The sequence below is a fragment of the Salipiger bermudensis genome, assembly GCF_017309175.1.
GTDB lineage: Bacteria > Pseudomonadota > Alphaproteobacteria > Rhodobacterales > Rhodobacteraceae > Salipiger > Salipiger bermudensis.
This window is the reverse complement of the sequence record NZ_JAEKJV010000001.1, coordinates 412,042-429,316: the sequence shown is the minus strand read 5'-3', so window position 1 is coordinate 429,316 and position 17,275 is coordinate 412,042. Positions and strand designations below refer to the sequence as shown.

The window sequence follows — 17,275 nt, the reverse complement described above, 5'->3', positions numbered from 1 at the left end:
CAGAGATGCAGAAACTCGTCGTCATCGGAGCAGGCATGGCCTCTGGCCGACTGCTCGAACACCTGCTCGACGCCGATCCCGGCGCCTTCGAGATCACGCTCTTCAACGCCGAACCGCGCGGCAACTACAACCGCATCATGCTCTCGCCGGTGCTTTCGGGCGAAAAGAGCTTTGCCGAGATCGTCACCCATGACGACGACTGGTACGGCGCCAACAAGGTCACCTGCCGGTTCGGCGAAAAGGTCCTGAGCGTCGACACCGCGCGCAAGGTCGTGGTCGGCGAGAAGGGCGAAGTGGCCTATGACAAACTGGTCTTCGGCACCGGGTCCTCGGCCTTCATCATCCCCTGCCCCGGCCATGACCTGCCCGGCGTGGTCGCCTTCCGCGACCTCGAGGACACCACCGCGATGACCGAGGCCGCCGGCAAACCCGGCTCCAAGGCCGTGGTCATCGGTGGCGGCCTGCTCGGGCTTGAGGCGGCGGCGGCACTGCGGCTGCGCGGCATGGAGGTCACCGTGCTGCACATCGCCTCGCACCTGATGGAGCGCCAGCTCGATCCGGCGGCGGGCTACCTGCTGAAGAAGGATCTCGAGCGCCGCGGCATCACCGTGCTGCTCGAAGCCTCGACCAAGGAGATCGTGGGCAACGGCAAGGCCGAGCAGGTCAACCTCGCCGACGGCACCGAGCTGCCCTGCGACATCGTCTGCATGGCGGTGGGCATCCGCCCGGCGGTGAAGCTGGCGCAAGACAGCGGCATCGCCTGCGGCCGCGCCATCAAGGTCGACGCGCAGATGCGCACCGAGACGCCGGATGTCTTTGCCGTGGGCGAATGCGTCGAGTATGAGGGCAACCTCTTCGGCCTCGTGGCACCGCTCTACGATCAGGCCAAGGTTCTGGCCAAGACGCTGCTCGGCGAAGAAGAGACCTTCGCCATGCGCGAGCTCTCGACCAAGCTCAAGGTCACCGGCTGCGACCTGTTCTCGGCGGGCGATTTCGCCGACGGCCCGGGTCGCGAGGACATCGTCTATCGTGACCCCGCCCGAGGCATCTACAAGCGCCTCGTGATCGAGGAGGACAGGCTCATCGGCGCGGTGATGTATGGCGACACCGCCGACGGCAACTGGTTCTTCGGGCTGATCAAGGACGGCACAGACATCTCGGAGATGCGCGAGACGCTGATATTCGGGCCGTCCTATCAGGGGGGTGCCTCCGCGGACCCTCTGTCAGCCGTTGCAGCATTGCCGCCTGAGGCGGAGATCTGCGGCTGCAACGGCGTATGCAAGGGCGATATCGTGGCCGCCATCGAAGGCGGCGCCACCGATCTCGGGGCGATCAAGGCCACCACCAAGGCCAGCGCCTCCTGCGGCACCTGCACCGGGCTCGTCGAGCAGGTGCTCTCGGTCACGCTGGGCGACGAGTTCGTGCTGCCCACTGCGCAGCCAGTCTGCGGCTGCACCGACCTCACCCATGAGGACGTGCGCCGCCTGATCAAGGCGCAGGAGCTGAAATCGCAGGAGGCGGTCTGGCAGGAGCTGGGCTGGAAAACCCGCAACGGCTGCCATGTCTGCCGCCCGGCGATCAACTTCTACCTGCTGGCGGACTGGCCGCTCGACTATACCGACGATCCGCAAAGCCGCTTCGTCAACGAGCGCAACCACGCCAACATCCAGAAGGACGGCACCTATAGCGTGATGCCGCGCATGTGGGGCGGCATGACCACGCCGCAGGAGCTGATCGCCATCGCGCAGGCGGCGGAGAAATACGGCGCCACCGTCAAGGTCACCGGCGGCCAGCGCATCGACCTTCTGGGCGTCAAGAAAGAGGATCTGCCGGCGATCTGGCACGATCTCAACGAGGCCGGCATGGTCTCGGGCCACGCCTATACCAAGGGTCTGCGCACGGTGAAGACCTGCGTCGGCTCCGACTGGTGCCGCTTCGGCACGCAGGACAGCACCGGGCTCGGCATCAAGCTCGAGAAGAAGCTCTGGGGCTCGTGGACGCCGCACAAGGTCAAGCTCGGCGTCTCGGGCTGCCCGCGCAACTGCGCCGAGGCGACCTGCAAGGATGTCGGCATCATCTGCGTCGACAGCGGCTACCAGATCGGCGTCGCCGGGGCCGCCGGCATGGACGTGAAGGAGACCGAACGCCTCGTCGACGTACCCACCGAGGAGGCGGCGATCGAGTGGACCACCGCCTTCGTGCAGCTCTACCGCGAGCACGCCAAGTATCTCGACCGGCCCTACAAGTGGGTCGCCAAGGTCGGGCTCGACTGGGTCAAGGAGGTGCTCTCCGACGACGCCGAGCGCCGGGCGCTGGTCGAGCGCTTCGACGTCTCGCAAAGCGTTTACCAGACCGATCCCTGGGCGGAGCGGGCAGAGCCCGAGGCGGCGCGCCGCTTCCAGCCGCTGGCCGACCTCACCCTGAAGGCGGCGGAATGAGCGCCGCCCCTCGCCAAACGTGCCGCCCCGGCCTTCGGGGCGGCTCCCCCATCTCGCAAGCGGAGACAGGCCAATGAGCTGGATCGACATCGGACATATCGACGACGTGCCGCTGCGCGGCGCCCGGCTGGTCAGGACGGAGGTCGGCTGCGTGGCGATCTTCCGCACCGACACCGCCGAGGTGTTTGCCGCCTCGAACACCTGCCCGCACAAGCAGGGCCCGCTCTCGGAGGGCATCGTGCACGGCCAGAAGGTCACCTGCCCGCTGCACAACTGGGTGTTCGACCTCAACACCGGCGAGGCGCAGGGCGCCGACGAGGGCCGCATCGACACCTACCCGGTTCGGCTCGAGGACGGGCGCATCCTGCTCGACGGCGCGGCGGTCTCCCGGCGGAGTGCGGCGTGATGAAAGACCAGGGCGTTTCCGAGATCTGTTCGACCTGCCCTTATTGCGGGGTGGGATGCGGGGTGCGCCTGCTGGCCGACGGCCAGGGCGGGCTGACGGTGCGGGGCGACCCGGAGCACCCGGCGAATTTCGGAAAGCTCTGCTCCAAGGGCTCGGCCCTTGGCGAGACCGTGGGGCTGGAAGGGCGCCTGCTCTCTCCCCGCGTGCACGGCCGCGAGGCGAACTGGGACGAGGCGCTCGATCTCGTCGCCCAGCGCTTTCGCGAGACCATCGAGCAGCACGGGCCGGAGAGCGTGGGTTTCTACGTCTCCGGCCAACTGCTGACCGAGGATTACTACGTCGCCAACAAGCTGATGAAGGGTTATGTCGGCGCCGCCAATATCGACACCAACTCGCGGCTCTGCATGGCGTCGTCGGTGGCCGGCCATCGCCGCGCCTTCGGCACCGACACCGTGCCCGGCACCTACGAGGATCTCGAGGAAGCCGACCTGATCGTGCTGGTGGGCTCGAACCTCGCCTGGTGCCACCCGGTGCTCTACCAGCGCATCCTCGCGGCGCGGAAGGCGCGCGGCACCAAGCTCGTGGTCATCGACCCGCGCCGCACCGCCTCCTGCGATGGCGCCGACATGCATCTCGCGCTCAAGGCCGGCACCGATGCGGCGCTGTTCAACGGGCTGCTCTGCGCCATCCACGAGGCCGGCGCGCTCGACAAGGAATTCCTCGCCACCGTGCAGGGCTTCAACGAGGCGCTGATCGCCGCCTCGAGCGACCGCGACACCGTCACCGGGCTGTCGGAGGCGCAGCTCGCGGCGTTCTACAAGCTCTGGATCGGCACCGGAAAGGTCGTCACCGTCTATAGCCAGGGCGTCAACCAGTCGACCTCGGGCAGCGACAAGGTCAACGCCATCCTCAACTGCCACCTCGCCACGGGCCGCATCGGCACCCCCGGCTGCGGGCCGTTCTCGATCACCGGCCAGCCCAACGCCATGGGCGGGCGCGAGGTCGGTGGGCTGGCCAACATGCTGGCCTGTCACCTCGACATCGAGAACGCCGACCACCGCGCCGCCGTGCATGAATTCTGGGACAGCCCGCGCATGGCCGACGCGCCGGGGCTCAAGGCGGTGGACCTGTTCCGCGCCGCCGGCGACGGCCGCATCAAGGCGCTGTGGATCATCCACACCAACCCCGCCGTCACCATGCCCGATGCCGATGCGGTCACCAAGGCGATCGCCGATTGCGATTTCGTCGTGGTCTCGGACATCACCGCCGCCACCGACACCGCCCGGCTGGCCCATGTGCTGCTGCCCGCCTCGGCCTGGGCCGAGAAGGAGGGCACGGTCACCAACTCCGACCGCACCATCAGCCGCCAGCGCGCCGCCCTGCCGGCGCCCGGCGTGGCGCGGCCCGACTGGGAGATCCTCGCCGAGGTCGGCCGCCGCATGGGCTGGCGCGAGGCGTTCGACTATGCCTGCCCGGCCGAAATCTTCCGCGAATACGCAGCCCTTTCAGGGCTTGCCGGCACGCTCGGGCGCGATTTCGACATCTCCGCCAAGGCCGAGCTCAGCGACAGCGAATACATGGCGATGGCGCCCTTCCGCTGGCCTGCCAGCGCCACCCGCAACGGCGGCCGCTTCTTCGCCGACGGGCGTTTCTACCACCCCGACGGCAAGGCCCGGATGCTGCCGATCCGCTATCGCCCCCCGGCTTCCGAGCCCTGCCCCGAGTTTCCCTTCCGGCTCAACACCGGGCGCATCCGCGACCAGTGGCATACCATGACGCGCACCGCCCGCTCACCGCGGCTGGCCGCCCATCTCGCCGAGCCCTTCCTCGAGATCCACCCCGAGGATGCGCGCCGCCTCAGCATCGCGCCCGCCGATCTGGTGCGGCTCGAGAACCCGCAGGGCAAGGCGATCCTGCGGGCGCGGATCACCGATGCGGTGGCGCCGGGCGACGTGTTTGCGCCGATGCACTGGACCGGCGAGACCGCGCCCTCGGCCCGCATCGACGCGCTGGTCGCCGCCAACACCGATCCGGTCTCGGGCCAGCCCGAGAGCAAGGCCAGCACCACGGCGGTGGCACGCTTCGACGCGGCATGGTACGGCTATGCCGTGTCCGCCACCGAGATCACCCCCACCGCCGATTACTGGGCCCGCGCCTGCACCCGTGCGGGCTGGCGCGCCGAGCTGGCCGCCGCAGCCCAGCCCGAGGACTGGGAGGCCGAGGCGCGCGCGCTCTTCGGCCTGCCCGACGCGCCCTGCCAGACCGTGATCGACGCCCGGCGCGGCGTTGCCCGCATCGCCTTCCACGACGGCGACCGGCTGATCGCGGCGCTCTTCGCCGGCCCCGAACCGGTGGCGCTCAAGCGCGACTTCCTCGCCACCCTGCCCGGCACCGAGGCCCCCGACGCCCTTACCGGCCAGCCGCCTGCCGACCGCCCCGATCCCGGCCCGCTGGTGTGCTCGTGCTTCAATGTCGGGCTCAACACCATCGTCACCGCCATCGAGACGCAAGGGCTGCTCAGCGTCGAACAGATCGGCGCGGCGCTAGAGGCGGGCACCAATTGCGGTTCCTGCCGGCCCGAGCTGGCCTCGATCCTCGCCGCGGCACAGGCCAAGGTGGCCGCGGAATGACGCTTGGCGCCCACGTCCGCACGCTGGGGCGCGGCCCCGGACGGTCGCGCTCGCTCAGCCGCGAGGAAGCGGTCGATGCGATGCAGCTCATGCTCTCGGGCGAGGCCGATCCCCATGCCATCGGCGCGCTCCTGATGCTGATGCGGATGAAGGGCGAGACCGCCGACGAGATCGCGGGCTTCGCGCAGGCGGCGCAGCAGAGCCTTCCGGCCCTGCCCTGCCCGGCGCTCGACTGGCCCTCCTATGCCGCCGGCCGCACCCGCGGCCTGCCGTGGTTCCTGCTCTCGGCGCGGCTGGTGGCCGATGCCGGGCACCCGGTGCTGATGCATGGCTGGAACGGCGCCGACGCGGCGGTGCGCAACGGGCTCGCCGCCGCCGGCATCCCGGTGGCCGAGGAGCCCACCGAGGCCTCCACTCTCATGGAGCAACACGGCATCGCCTACCTGCCGCTCGAGCATCTTTCTGCGGCGCTCTTCCGCCTGCTGAGATTGCGCGACGTGCTGCACTTGCGCTCCTGCGTGAACACCGTCTGCCGGATGCTCAACCCGGCGCGGGCCAGCGTCTCTGTGCAGGGCGTGTTCCACCCGCCCTATCGCCTGCTGCAGGCCGATGCGGGCGCCATTCTCGGGCTCGACGCGCTCACCGTGATCAAGGGCGGCGGCGGCGAGTTCGAACGTCACCCAGCCAAGGCGATCGCCGGCTTCGGCCTGCGCGAGGGCGCCGCGTGGGAGACAAGCTTTCCTGCCCTGCTGCCCGAGGCCACCCGTCGCCTCGATGATGGCGAGAGCGATCCGGCGCTGCTCGGCGCGCTTTGGGCGGGTGAGCGCGACGATCCCTTCGCCGAGGCCGTGGTGCTGGGCACCGCCGCGCTGGCGCTCGACACGCTGGGTCAGGATGCGCCTCTGGAGACCGCCCGCCAGCTCTGGCAGGCGCGCCGCGCCGTCACCGCGTCTGCATGAAAAGCCGCCCCGGCGCCCGCTTCGGCGCCGCGATCCCCGCCAGCCGCATCATGTGCCACGCCAGCACCTGGTTGCTCGACAGCACCGGCAGTCCCAGCTCTGCCTCGAGCACGGGGATCACCGACAGGGTGCGCAGGTTGGTGCAGGACAGGAACAGCCCGTCGAGCGGCGCCTCCCCGGCCAGCCGCATCGCGGCATCGCGCAGGCTCTGCGGCCCGATCCGCGCCACCCGGGCCTCTTCCGGCACCTCGAAACTGGCAAAAACCGGCGTCTCGATCCGCGCCTCGGCCAGCACCGCGCGCAGCCGCCCCGACACCTCGGCCACGTAGGGCGAGATCAGCCCCAGCCGGCGCACCCCCAGCGCCGCGCAGGCGGCGATCAGTGCCGAGACCGGCTCGGTCACCGCCTCGGTCTCCACCGCCGCACGTATCTGCGCCGCCACGTGCGGCGCGCCGATCTGCGCCGTGCCCGAGGTGCAGGCATAGCCCACCGCCGAGAACCGCGCCCAGGGCGGGAACAGCGCCGCCGCCTGGCCCAGATGACCCTCCATCTCGGCCAGCGTCTCGGGGGTGACCTCGGCGCCCGAGGGCACGCGGGTGACGAGCAGATTGCCGCGCCGCGGGATCAGGCGGCGCATGTCGGCCTCGACGCTCTCGTCCGATTGCAGCACCACGAGCCCCAGCGCCGGACGCGCCGGACCAAGGCGGTAGGGCAGCGGCGCGCTCATCGGCGGCCTGCCACGGAGAGGGAAATGATCATCATGGCGACAGTGGCGCACCGCGCGCGGCTTGCGTCAATCGCGACGCGGCCCGTGGCAGCGCCAGTCCGCAGGATCTGCCCGCTTTCCACGCTTTGTCGGCGCAGGGATCTTGGCCCGCCCCGGCCCGACCCTGTATCCTGACCCCATGCCCGCGAATCTGTTCGACAGCTTCCCCCTGCGTCCCGCCCGCGTCCACGAGGTCTGCGGCCCCGGCGCCAGCAGCTTCGCCGCGATCCTCGCGGCGCAGGGCGCGGGCCCGGTGCTCTGGGTGCGCCCGGGCTGGAGCGCGGAGATGCTGACCCCGCAGGGCCTGTCACCGTTCTTCGATCCCTCCCGGCTGCTGATCGCCGAGGCGCCCTCGCCCACCGATGCGCTGGCGGTCACCGAGGAGGCCCTGCGCGACGGCGCGGTGCCGCTGGTGGTGACCGAGATCACCAAGCCGCTCGACCTGCGCCAGGGCCGCCGCCTGCAGCTTGCCGCGAAAAGCGGCGGCAGCACCGGGCTCTGCCTGATCCCCGAGGGCATGGGCAGCAACGCCGCCGAGACCCGCTGGCGCGCCGCCCCGCGGCTGGCCTCCGAAGAGGAGGCGGACTCGACAGCGCTGCGTTGGGAAATTATAAAGAACAAATCAGGAACACTGGGAACCTGGGATGTTCTTTGGACAGACACGGCGCATCGTCTCCATGTGGTTTCCCCGGTTGCCGAGCGACCGGGTTCTGCGCGCGCGTCCGGTTGAAGCGCCCTTCGCGCTGGTGCAGACGCAGGCCAACGCCGAGCGGCTGTTCTGCCTGAACCCGCGGGCCGAGGCCGAGGGGCTGCATCGCGGCATGGCGCTGGCGGATGCGCGGATCTACTGCCCGGCGCTGCTCACCGCGCCGGCCGATCCAGGCCGCGACGGGCGCTTCCTCGCGGCGCTGCGCCGCTGGGCCACGCGCTATTGCCCCTGGGTCGGGATCGACGGTGCCGACGGGCTGGTGCTCGATGTCACCGGCGCCACCCATCTGCATGGCGGCGAGGCGATGATGCTGGCCGACATGCGCGCCCGCGCCGCCCGCGCCGGGCTGGCGCTGCGGCTGGGGCTGGCCGACAGCCGCGGCGGCGCCTGGGCGCTGGCGCGCTTCGGCGAGGGGGTGGCGCCGGCGGGCGATCCGCTGGCCGCGCTCGGACCGCTGCCGGTGGCGGCGCTCCAGCTCGAGCCCGAGGTGGTGACGGCGCTGCAGCGGCTCGGGCTGCGCACGATCGGCGATCTCGCCGCCAGCCCGCGCCCGCCGCTGACCCGGCGCTTCGGGCCCGCCCTGCTGGCCCGGCTCGACCAGGCGCTGGGCGCGATGCCCGAGCCGGTCACCCCCACCGCCGAGCCGCCGCATTACGGCATTCGCCTGAGCCTGCCCGAGCCCATCGGCCTCACCGAGGACGTGATGGCCGGCACCGAGCGCCTGCTCGAGCGGCTCTGCGCCCGGCTTCTGGCGCAGGAGACCGGCGCGCGGGTGCTCGAGCTGAGCCTGCGCCGGGTCGATGGCGGCGCGGCCCGGGTCGAGCTGCGGCTGGCGAGCCCGATGCGCGAGGCGGGCCGCATCCTGCCGCTGTTCCGCCGCGGCGTGGAGGCCGCCGAGGCCGGCTTCGGCATCGACCAGCTGCGGCTCGAGGCAGTGGTGGTCGAGGATCTGCCGGTGCAACAGCTGGGCGGGCCGGTGGCGGCGCGCGGCGCGGCGCCCGAGGGCCCGGCGCTCGACGATCTGGTGACCCGCATCGGCACCCGCATCGGGCTCGAGAACATCCGCCGCCTGCTACCCGCCGACAGCCACATCCCAGAGCGCGCCTTCCTCGTCGCCCCCGCCGCCTTCTCCGCCCCGGCCACCGGCGGCTGGCCGTCACCGCGCCCGCGGCCGCTGCGGCTGTTCCCGCCGGAACCCATCGCCGCCCAGGGTCCCCGCCCGCCGCGCCGCTTCCGCTGGCGCGCCCTGCAGCTCGCCACCGCCCGCGCCACCGGCCCCGAGCGCATCGCGCCGGAATGGTGGCTGCCCGACGACGCCTGGCGCCACGGCACCCGCGACTACTGGCACATCGAAACCCGCGAGGGCCGCCGCCTGTGGCTGTTCCACACCCCGCAGGCCCCGGGCTGGTTCGTGCACGGAGAATTCCCGTGACCCCCGCCGCCCCCGCATCTTCTCTGGTCCGAAAAGACCTCTGGGCCATCCGCCCCGCGCAGACGGAGACAGCGCTCTCCCGTGCCATCCCTTCCAAACGCCCCGCTCTTCTCTGGTTCCGAAATACCTCGGGGGAGTCCGCCCCCGGCGGACGGGGGCAGCGCCCCCGATCCCCCTCGCCATCCGCTCCCGCGCCCGCCATGGTCTCGCCCCCCCAAATCCTCCGGCAAAACCTCCTCACCTCGCCATCCCTCCCAGACACCCCGCTCTTCTCTGGTTCGAAAATACCTCGGGGGAGTCCGCCTCCGGCGGACGGGGGCAGCGCCCCCAATGCCCCTCTCCCCCCACCGGCCGAAGGCAGGACCAGCAAGGGTGGCAAGGACGCCCCCCTCCCCACCGCCTATGCCGAGCTCTGCGTCACCTCGAATTTCACCTTCCTCACCGGCGCCTCGCACCCGGAGGAGCTGGTGGCGCGTGCCACCGAACTCGGGCTCTCGGCCCTGGCGATCACCGACCGCAACTCGCTGGCCGGCGTGGTGCGCGCGTGGTCGGCGCTCAAGACCCTGCGCGACGAGGCCGAGCAGGCGCTGCGCATCCGCTCGACCAAGCGCACCGATCCCTCCTCGCGCCAGCCCGAGGCCGGCACGCAGGAAATCGCCGTGCGCGCCGGCCAGCTGCTGCCACGGCTGATCACCGGCTGCCGGCTGGTGCTCGAGGACGAGCCTGTCGAGTGGCTCGCCCTGCCCACCGACCGCGCCGCCTATGAACGGCTGTCGCGGCTGCTGACGCTGGGCAAGCGCCGGGCCGAGAAGGGCCGCTGCCAGCTGCATCTGGCCGATCTCGAAGAGCATGGCCGCGGCCTGATCCTGATTGCCCTGCCGCCCGAAGATCTGGCCCGGGCCACGGCGCCGCTCAGGCGGCTGCAGCGGCGCTTTCCGGGTCATGTCTTCCTCGGCGCGCCGCCGCGCTATGACGGCTCCGACCAGGCGTGGTTCGATGCCTGCGCAAGGCTGGCGCTCCGGATGAACACGCCGATGGTGGCGGTGGGCGACGTGCTGATGCACCGCGCCGCGCGGCGCCAGCTGGCCGACGTGCTCACCTGCCTGCGCGAGGGGTGCACCATCGACGCCATCGGCACCCGCGCCCTGCCCAATGCCGAGCGCCGGCTAAAGCCCGCCACCGACATGGCCCGGCTCTACCGCCGCCACCCCGCCGCCCTGCGCCGCACGCTGGAGATCGCGGCGCGCTGCGCGTTTGACCTCGGCGAGCTGAGCTACGAGTATCCCGACGAGATCGCCGATGGCGAGACACCGCAGGCCCGGCTCGAGCGGCTGGCCCATGCCGGGCTCGAGCGGCGCTATCCCGAGGGTGCGCCGGACAAGGTCTTCGACCTGATGGCCAAGGAGCTGCGGGTGGTCGAGGAGCTGGGCTTCGCGGCCTATTTCCTCACCGTGAACGACATCGTCGCCTTCGCCCGGTCGCGTGGCATCCTGTGCCAGGGGCGCGGCTCGGCGGCGAACTCGGTGCTGTGCTACCTGCTGGGCATCACCGATGTCAGCCCCGACCTGATCGGCATGGTCTTCGAGCGCTTCATCTCGCGCTACCGCGGCGAGCCGCCCGACATCGACGTCGATTTCGAGCATGAGCGGCGCGAGGAGGTGATCCAGTGGATCTACGAGAAATACGGCCGCCACCGCGCCGGGCTCTGCGCCACGGTGATCCATTTCCGCACCCGCGCCGCGATCCGCGAGGTCGGCAAGGTCATGGGGCTGAGCCAGGACGTGACGGCGGCGCTCTCTGGGCAGATCTGGGGCCAGTCCAACGGCGGCGCCGATCCCGACCGCATCCGCGAGCTCGGGCTCGATCCCGGCGACCGGCGGCTGGCGCAGACCATCGGCCTCATCGGCGAGATCATCGGCTTCCCGCGCCACCTGAGCCAGCACGTGGGCGGCTTCATCATCACCCGGGGCCGGCTCGACGAGCTGTGCCCGATCGAGAACGCGGCGATGGAGGGCCGCACCGTCATCGAGTGGGACAAGGACGATATCGACGCGCTCGGCATCCTCAAGGTCGACGTGCTCAGCCTCGGGATGCTGACCTGCATCCGCAAGGCCTTTGCCCTGCTGGATCAGCACGAGGGCCTCCGCCACACGCTCGACACCGTGCCGCAGGAGGACGAGGCCACCTACCGGATGCTGCAGAGGGCCGACGCGGTGGGGGTGTTCCAGGTCGAGAGCCGGGCGCAGATGAACTTCCTGCCCCGGATGAAGCCCGCCACCTTCTACGACCTGGTGATCGAGGTCGCCATCGTCCGCCCCGGTCCGATCCAGGGCGGCATGGTGCAGCCCTATATCCGCCGCCGGCAGGGCCTCGAGCGGCCCGAGCCGTTCGGGCCGGCGCTGTCGGAGGTCACCCGCAAGACCCTCGGCGTGCCGCTGTTCCAGGAACAGGCGATGCAGATCGCCGTGGTCGGCGCCGGCTACTCGGCGGAAGAGGCCGACCGGCTGCGCCGCTCGCTGGCCTCGTTCCGGCGCATGGGCACCATCGGCGAACATCGCGACCGCTTCACCCGCGGCATGCTCAAGAACGGCTACACCCGCGAGGCCGCCGAGCGCTGCTTCACCCAGATCGAGGGCTTCGCCGATTACGGCTTTCCCGAGAGCCACGCGGCGGCCTTCGCCATGCTGACCTATGTCTCGTCGTGGCTGAAATGCCATCACCCGGCGATCTTCGGCTGCGCGCTGCTCAACTCGCAGCCGATGGGGTTCTACGCCCCGGCGCAGATCGTCCGCGACCTGCGCGACCACGGCATCGAGCTGCGCCCGATCTGCGTCAACCACAGCCAGTGGGACAACGTGCTCGAGCGGCGCGCCGACGGCAGGCTGGCGCTGCGGCTGGGCTTTCGCCAGATCAAGGGCTTCCGCGAGGAGGATGCCGGCTGGATCGTGGCGGCGCGCGGCAACGGCTATCCCGATCCCGAAAGCCTGTGGCTGCGCGCGGGGCTTTTGCCCGGCGTGCTCGAGCGGCTGGCCGAAGCGGATGCCTTCGCCGGCATGGGGCTGACCCGGCGCGATGCGCTCTGGCAGGTGCGCGCCATCCGCTCGCCGGCACCGCTGCCGCTGTTTGCCGATCCGCTCGACGGCGAGGGGCTGCGCGAGCCCGATGTGGAGCTGCCGCCGATGCATCTGGGCGAGGAGGTGGTCGAGGATTACGTCTCCATGCGGCTGTCGCTGCGCGCCCACCCGATGGAGCTTTTGCGGCCCGACATTCCCGACATCGTGCCGCATTCGGAGCTTGCCGCCACGCCGCTGCGGCGGCTCTCGGTCTGCGGCGTGGTGATCACCCGGCAGCGCCCGGGCACCGCCTCGGGGGTGATCTTCGTGACGCTCGAGGACGAGACCGGGGTGTCGAACGTGGTGGTCTGGCCCAAGGTCTACGAGCGCTTCCGCCGCGCGGTCATGGGCGGGCGGCTGCTGCGGGTCACCGGCCACCTGCAGCGCGAGGGCATCGTCACCCACCTGATCGCCGAGCAGATCGAGGACCTGTCGTCGCGGCTTGGCGATCTCGGCCACCCGCTCGACGATGTCATCGGCATCACCAACCCCGCCGCCGACGAGGCCCCGCGTCCGGCACGCCCCGCCCCTGCCGCCAAGCACCCGCGCGAGCAGGCCAAGCGGCTGTTCCCGAGCCGCGACTTCCACTAGGGGACCCCGCCCCGTCACCAACGAAACCGTGAGCGCGGAAAACCGCAAAGCCTCGATTTTCGGGGATGACGCCCGCCCGGGGCTTTGCTAGCTTATCCACAGAACCGCACACAGAGGCGGATTGAGGGGATGTCGAGCAGACCTCCCGACATGACCGAAGCAAGACGACCAGCGACCGCCCCGTGGCGCGCCGCCTGCTCTCGTTTTGCGTTGTTTTTGGTGAAAACCCCAAAATCTGGGGGTGTCGGCGAAATCCCGCGCGGATTACCCGGTTTCACCCTATATTTCGTGGTAATTCTGCGTTTTTTGCGTGACCCGTTGCTAATATGTCGGTAAGAATTGCCGGTAAAGGCGCAGGACAGGCGTGTAACAAGTCAAAAATCGCAGGCGGACAAAACACATGACACTCAACCTTTCGATGCCCGGACAGGAAGAGCTGAAGCCCCGGATCACGGTCTTCGGCGTAGGCGGTGCCGGCGGCAACGCCGTCAACAACATGATCGTCCAGCAGCTCGAAGGCGTGGACTTCGTGACGGCCAACACCGACGCGCAGGCGCTGCAGCAGAGCCTCGCGACCTCCAAGGTCCAGCTCGGCATCAAGGTCACCGAAGGCCTTGGCGCAGGGGCCCGTGCCTCGGTCGGCGCAGCCGCGGCCGAAGAGAGCATCGAGCAGATCGTCGATCACCTTGCCGGTGCACACATGTGCTTCATCACCGCCGGCATGGGCGGCGGCACCGGCACCGGTGCGGCCCCGATCATCGCGCAGGCCGCGCGGGAGCTTGGCGTGCTGACCGTGGGCGTGGTGACCAAGCCGTTCCAGTTCGAGGGCGCCAAGCGGATGCGTCAGGCCGAAGACGGGGTCGAGGCCCTGCAGAAGGTCGTCGACACGCTGATCATCATCCCGAACCAGAACCTGTTCCGCCTCGCCAACGAGAAGACCACCTTCACCGAGGCCTTCGCGCTGGCGGACAACGTGCTCTACCAGGGCGTCAAGGGCATCTCGGACCTGATGGTCCGCCCCGGCCTGATCAACCTCGACTTTGCCGACGTGCGCTCGGTGATGGACGAAATGGGCAAGGCGATGATGGGCACCGGCGAGGCCGATGGCGAAGAGCGCGCGATCCAGGCCGCCGAGAAGGCCATCGCGAACCCGCTGCTCGACGAGATCTCGCTCAAGGGCGCCAAGGGCGTGCTGATCAACATCACCGGCGGTCATGACCTGACCCTGTTCGAGCTCGACGAGGCAGCCAACCGCATCCGCGAAGAGGTCGACGCCGATGCCAACATCATCGTCGGCTCGACCCTCGACGACACGATGGAAGGCAACATGCGCGTCTCCGTCGTCGCCACCGGCATCGATGCCAGCAACGTTCACAGCGACGTTCCGGTGCCGCGCCGCAAGCTGGCCGAGCCGCTGAAGCCGACCATGACCGAAGAGGCTCCGGAAGAGGTCGCCGCCGCGCCGGTCGCACCTCAGCCGGCCCCGGCCCCCGCACAGCAGCCGGTTGCCGCCCACGCGCCCGAGCCGGAATACGAAGAGGACGAACCGTCGCTGTTCGGGTCGCTCGACCAGCAGCCGGCGCAACAGCCGGTCTACGAGCAGCCCGCAGCACAGGCGCAGGACGACCTGCCGCCGCCGGCCTACCGTCCTCAGGTGGCGCAGTTCCAGCCGCAGACCAATGCGCTCGACGCCGAGCCGGAAACCTTCGTGGCCCCCAAGGCCCCGGCCCCCGGCACCCCCTCGCCGGAGACCCTGCAGCGCCTGCGCACCGCAGCCGAGCACAGCCGTCAGCAGCCGCAGCAGCGCCCCGCCGCGCAGGCCCCGCGCCCGGCCGCCCAGCCGCAGCAGCCCGCCGGTATGCAACGCCCGGCCTCCGAGGCCGACAAGCCGCGCTTCGGGATCAACTCGCTGATCAACCGCATGACCGGTCACGGCCATGCCCAAGGTGGTCAGGGTGGCCACGAGGCCCCCGCTCCGCGCCGCCAGCAGCCGCCGATGCAGGCCCACCAGCCGGCCCCGGTGGTGGACGAGGACGAGCAGCAGGATCAGGACCGGATCGAGATCCCGGCCTTCCTGCGGCGCCAGGCCAACTGACATTTCGCGAGCTTCCGCGACGGAACGCCCCCTCATCGAGGGGGCGTTTTTCGTTTGTGGTCAAAGGATTGCAACGTCCCGAAAAGATGCCTGCAAGGTTTCGCTTATTCCGTTACGGCGATGTTTCAGGCGGTTACAATACTTGATTTGAGCTGACAGGGGCCGGTCTATATCCCCACCATCAAAGGAGCCTCCAGTGGGGTGGAGCCTCCTATGACTGAGGTACGACCGTGCAAACCACTTTGAGATCCGCTGTAACTTTCCAGGGCGTCGGCCTGCATTCCGGCCGCCCGGCGCGCATGACCATCCGCCCGGCCTCGGCCGAGCACGGCATCTGGTTCAAGCGGACCGACATCCTTCTGGGCGACACGCTGGTGCCCGCGCGCTGGGACGCCGTCGAGGTGACCCCGCTCTGCACCCGCATCGTCAACGGCGCCGGCGTCTCGGTCTCGACCATCGAACACGTGATGGCCGCGCTTTCTGGCTGCGGCGTGCACAATGCCTTGATCGAGCTCGACGGCCCGGAAGTTCCGATCATGGATGGCTCCGCCGCCCCCTTCGTGCGCGCCATCCTCGAGCGAGGCACCCGCGCCCTGCGCGCGCCGGTCTACGCCATCGAGATCCTCAAGCCGGTCTCGGTATTGACCGACAAGGGCTGGGCCAGCCTGTCCCCTGCCCGCTCCGGCAACGGCCTCACCATGGATTTCCACATCGCCTTCGAGGACGATGCCATCGGCACGCAGGAGCGCAGCCTGGACCTCGCCAACGGCGCCTTCGTGCGCGAGCTCTGCGACAGCCGCACCTTCTGCCGGCAGTCCGACGTCGACGCGATGCAGGCCAACGGCCTTGCGCTTGGCGGCACCTATGAGAACGCCGTGGTCGTCGATGGCGACAAGGTGCTCTCGCCCGGCGGCCTGCGCCACGACGACGAGGCGGTGCGCCACAAGATGCTCGACGCGCTTGGCGATCTCTACACCGCCGGCGCCCCGATCATCGGCCATTACGAGGGTCACAAGGCCGGTCACGCGATGACCAACATGCTCCTGCGTGAGCTGTTCTCGACCCCCGATGCCTACCGCATCACGCTGTGCGACGACGGGCTCGCGGCACGCCTGCCGGGTGCCGGAGTCGAGCGCGACGAGATCCCGGCGGTTGCCTGACACGCCGCCGGACGCAAAACGCCGTTAAGGCGTTTTGCACCGGAATTTTCTGTGCTAGGACCGTGCCAAGGGCCGTCCTTCGGCCCCTAGAACGAACATGAGGTTAGTCGGGCATGGCAGGCGGAAGATCGCGTAAGCTAGTGATCGGAGTGGCTTTTTCCGCTATTCTGCTGGCGGGTTGCACTGCGCAGGAGCGCGAGGGCTACGCCCGTGGCAACATCCCGCTCGAGACCTTCTCTGCCCAGCAAATCTATGAGCGCGGCGAGTACGAGCTCGACCGCAGGGATGGTGAGCAGGCGGCCTATTACTTCAGCGAGGTCGAGCGCCTCTACCCCTATTCGGAATGGTCGAAGCGGGCGCTGATCATGCAGGCCTACGCCTTCCACACCGAGAAGGATTACGAGAACAGCCGCTCCTCGGCGCAGCGCTATATCGATTTCTATCCGACCGACGAGGATGCCGCCTACGCGCAGTATCTTCTCGCCCTCTCCTACTATGACCAGATCGAGGAGGTCGGGCGCGACCAGGGCCTCACCTTCCAGGCCTTGCAGGCGCTGCGCACGGTGATCGAACGCTATCCCGAGAGCGAGTATGCCCGCAGCTCGATCCTGAAATTCGACCTCGCCTTCGACCACCTCGCCGGCAAGGAAATGGAGATCGGCCGCTACTATCTTCGCGACAAGCATTTCGGCGCCGCGATCAGCCGCTTCCGCGTCGTGGTCGAGGATTTCCAGACCACCACCCACACGCCCGAGGCGCTGCATCGTCTGGTCGAGGCCTATCTCTCGCTCGGCCTCGTGCAGGAAGCGCAGTCCGCCGGCGCGATCCTCGGCTACAACTACCAGGGCTCGGAATGGTACCGTGACAGCTACACGCTGCTGACCAACCGGGGCCTGCCGCTCGAGGCGCAGGGCGACAACTGGCTGGCGCAGGCCTATCGCCAGATGGTGAAGGGCGAGTGGCTATAAGGGATGGC

10 protein-coding genes and 1 pseudogene are annotated in these 17,275 nt (G+C 69.8%); 10 read left to right on the top strand and 1 reads right to left on the bottom strand.

Features of this window, described 5'->3' with window-relative positions:
- Window positions 1–5 precede the first annotated feature (5 nt).
- The 4 genes from nirB (at window position 6) to JF542_RS02075 (ending at window position 6,433) form a co-directional block, all read left to right on the top strand.
- A complete protein-coding gene (gene nirB, locus JF542_RS02090) occupies window positions 6–2,438 on the top strand; it encodes a nitrite reductase large subunit NirB (RefSeq protein ID WP_207074545.1) in 2,433 nt (810 codons plus the stop codon).
- Window positions 2,439–2,511: 73 nt separating this feature from the next.
- The gene (gene nirD / locus JF542_RS02085; RefSeq protein ID WP_007791928.1) at window positions 2,512–2,844 is read left to right on the top strand and encodes a nitrite reductase small subunit NirD; all 333 of its coding nucleotides are present in this window, start codon (window positions 2,512–2,514) and stop codon (window positions 2,842–2,844) included.
- Window positions 2,844–5,474 (top strand): nitrate reductase, encoded by a 2,631-nt coding sequence (locus JF542_RS02080; protein ID WP_207074544.1) that lies wholly within the window; start codon window positions 2,844–2,846, stop codon window positions 5,472–5,474. Before nirD ends, JF542_RS02080 begins: the two co-directional genes overlap by 1 nt.
- Window positions 5,471–6,433, top strand: a complete 963-nt coding sequence (locus tag JF542_RS02075) for a glycosyl transferase family protein (RefSeq protein ID WP_207074543.1) — start codon at window positions 5,471–5,473, stop codon at window positions 6,431–6,433. The genes JF542_RS02080 and JF542_RS02075 overlap by 4 nt, the downstream gene beginning before the upstream one ends.
- Here JF542_RS02075 and JF542_RS02070 read toward each other — a convergent pair.
- Entirely contained in the window at window positions 6,417–7,160 is a 744-nt protein-coding gene (locus tag JF542_RS02070) for a maleate cis-trans isomerase family protein (protein WP_207074542.1), read from the bottom strand. The genes JF542_RS02075 and JF542_RS02070 overlap by 17 nt on opposite strands.
- Before the next feature lie 178 nt (window positions 7,161–7,338).
- Here JF542_RS02070 and JF542_RS02065 point away from each other — a divergent pair, with 178 nt between their 5' ends.
- From JF542_RS02065 to JF542_RS02040, 6 genes and pseudogenes are all read left to right on the top strand, one after another.
- Complete coding sequence (locus tag JF542_RS02065) at window positions 7,339–7,929, top strand: ImuA family protein (protein ID WP_207074541.1); 591 nt, start codon at window positions 7,339–7,341, stop codon at window positions 7,927–7,929.
- Entirely contained in the window at window positions 7,844–9,340 is a 1,497-nt protein-coding gene (locus JF542_RS02060) for a Y-family DNA polymerase (protein ID WP_207074540.1), read from the top strand. The genes JF542_RS02065 and JF542_RS02060 overlap by 86 nt, the downstream gene beginning before the upstream one ends.
- 401 nt (window positions 9,341–9,741) lie before the next feature.
- Window positions 9,742–13,044 (top strand): annotated as a pseudogene (locus tag JF542_RS02055) (error-prone DNA polymerase); the annotation flags it as partial.
- Between the two features lie 400 nt (window positions 13,045–13,444).
- Complete coding sequence (gene ftsZ / locus JF542_RS02050) at window positions 13,445–15,139, top strand: cell division protein FtsZ (protein ID WP_007792081.1); 1,695 nt, start codon at window positions 13,445–13,447, stop codon at window positions 15,137–15,139.
- 230 nt (window positions 15,140–15,369) lie between these two features.
- Window positions 15,370–16,299, top strand: coding sequence for a UDP-3-O-acyl-N-acetylglucosamine deacetylase (gene lpxC / locus JF542_RS02045; RefSeq protein ID WP_207074539.1), 930 nt, complete (start codon window positions 15,370–15,372; stop codon window positions 16,297–16,299).
- A gap of 113 nt (window positions 16,300–16,412) precedes the next feature.
- On the top strand, window positions 16,413–17,267 hold the full coding sequence (locus JF542_RS02040; RefSeq protein WP_040544210.1) for an outer membrane protein assembly factor BamD: 855 nt from the start codon (window positions 16,413–16,415) through the stop codon (window positions 17,265–17,267).
- Window positions 17,268–17,275: the final 8 nt, after the last annotated feature.

Excerpts from the sequence above, each read along its gene's own strand:
- ftsZ (WP_007792081.1), top strand. The coding sequence starts at position 13,445 with ATGACACTCAACCTTTCGATGCCCGGACAGGAAGAGCTGAAGCCCCGG.
- JF542_RS02070 (WP_207074542.1), bottom strand. The coding sequence starts at position 7,160 with ATGAGCGCGCCGCTGCCCTACCGCCTTGGTCCGGCGCGTCCGGCGCTG.
- JF542_RS02075 (WP_207074543.1), top strand. The coding sequence starts at position 5,471 with ATGACGCTTGGCGCCCACGTCCGCACGCTGGGGCGCGGCCCCGGACGG.
- nirD (WP_007791928.1), top strand. The coding sequence starts at position 2,512 with ATGAGCTGGATCGACATCGGACATATCGACGACGTGCCGCTGCGCGGC.
- JF542_RS02040 (WP_040544210.1), top strand. The coding sequence starts at position 16,413 with ATGGCAGGCGGAAGATCGCGTAAGCTAGTGATCGGAGTGGCTTTTTCC.
- JF542_RS02060 (WP_207074540.1), top strand. The coding sequence starts at position 7,844 with ATGTTCTTTGGACAGACACGGCGCATCGTCTCCATGTGGTTTCCCCGG.
- JF542_RS02065 (WP_207074541.1), top strand. The coding sequence starts at position 7,339 with ATGCCCGCGAATCTGTTCGACAGCTTCCCCCTGCGTCCCGCCCGCGTC.
- JF542_RS02080 (WP_207074544.1), top strand. The coding sequence starts at position 2,844 with ATGAAAGACCAGGGCGTTTCCGAGATCTGTTCGACCTGCCCTTATTGC.
- nirB (WP_207074545.1), top strand. The coding sequence starts at position 6 with ATGCAGAAACTCGTCGTCATCGGAGCAGGCATGGCCTCTGGCCGACTG.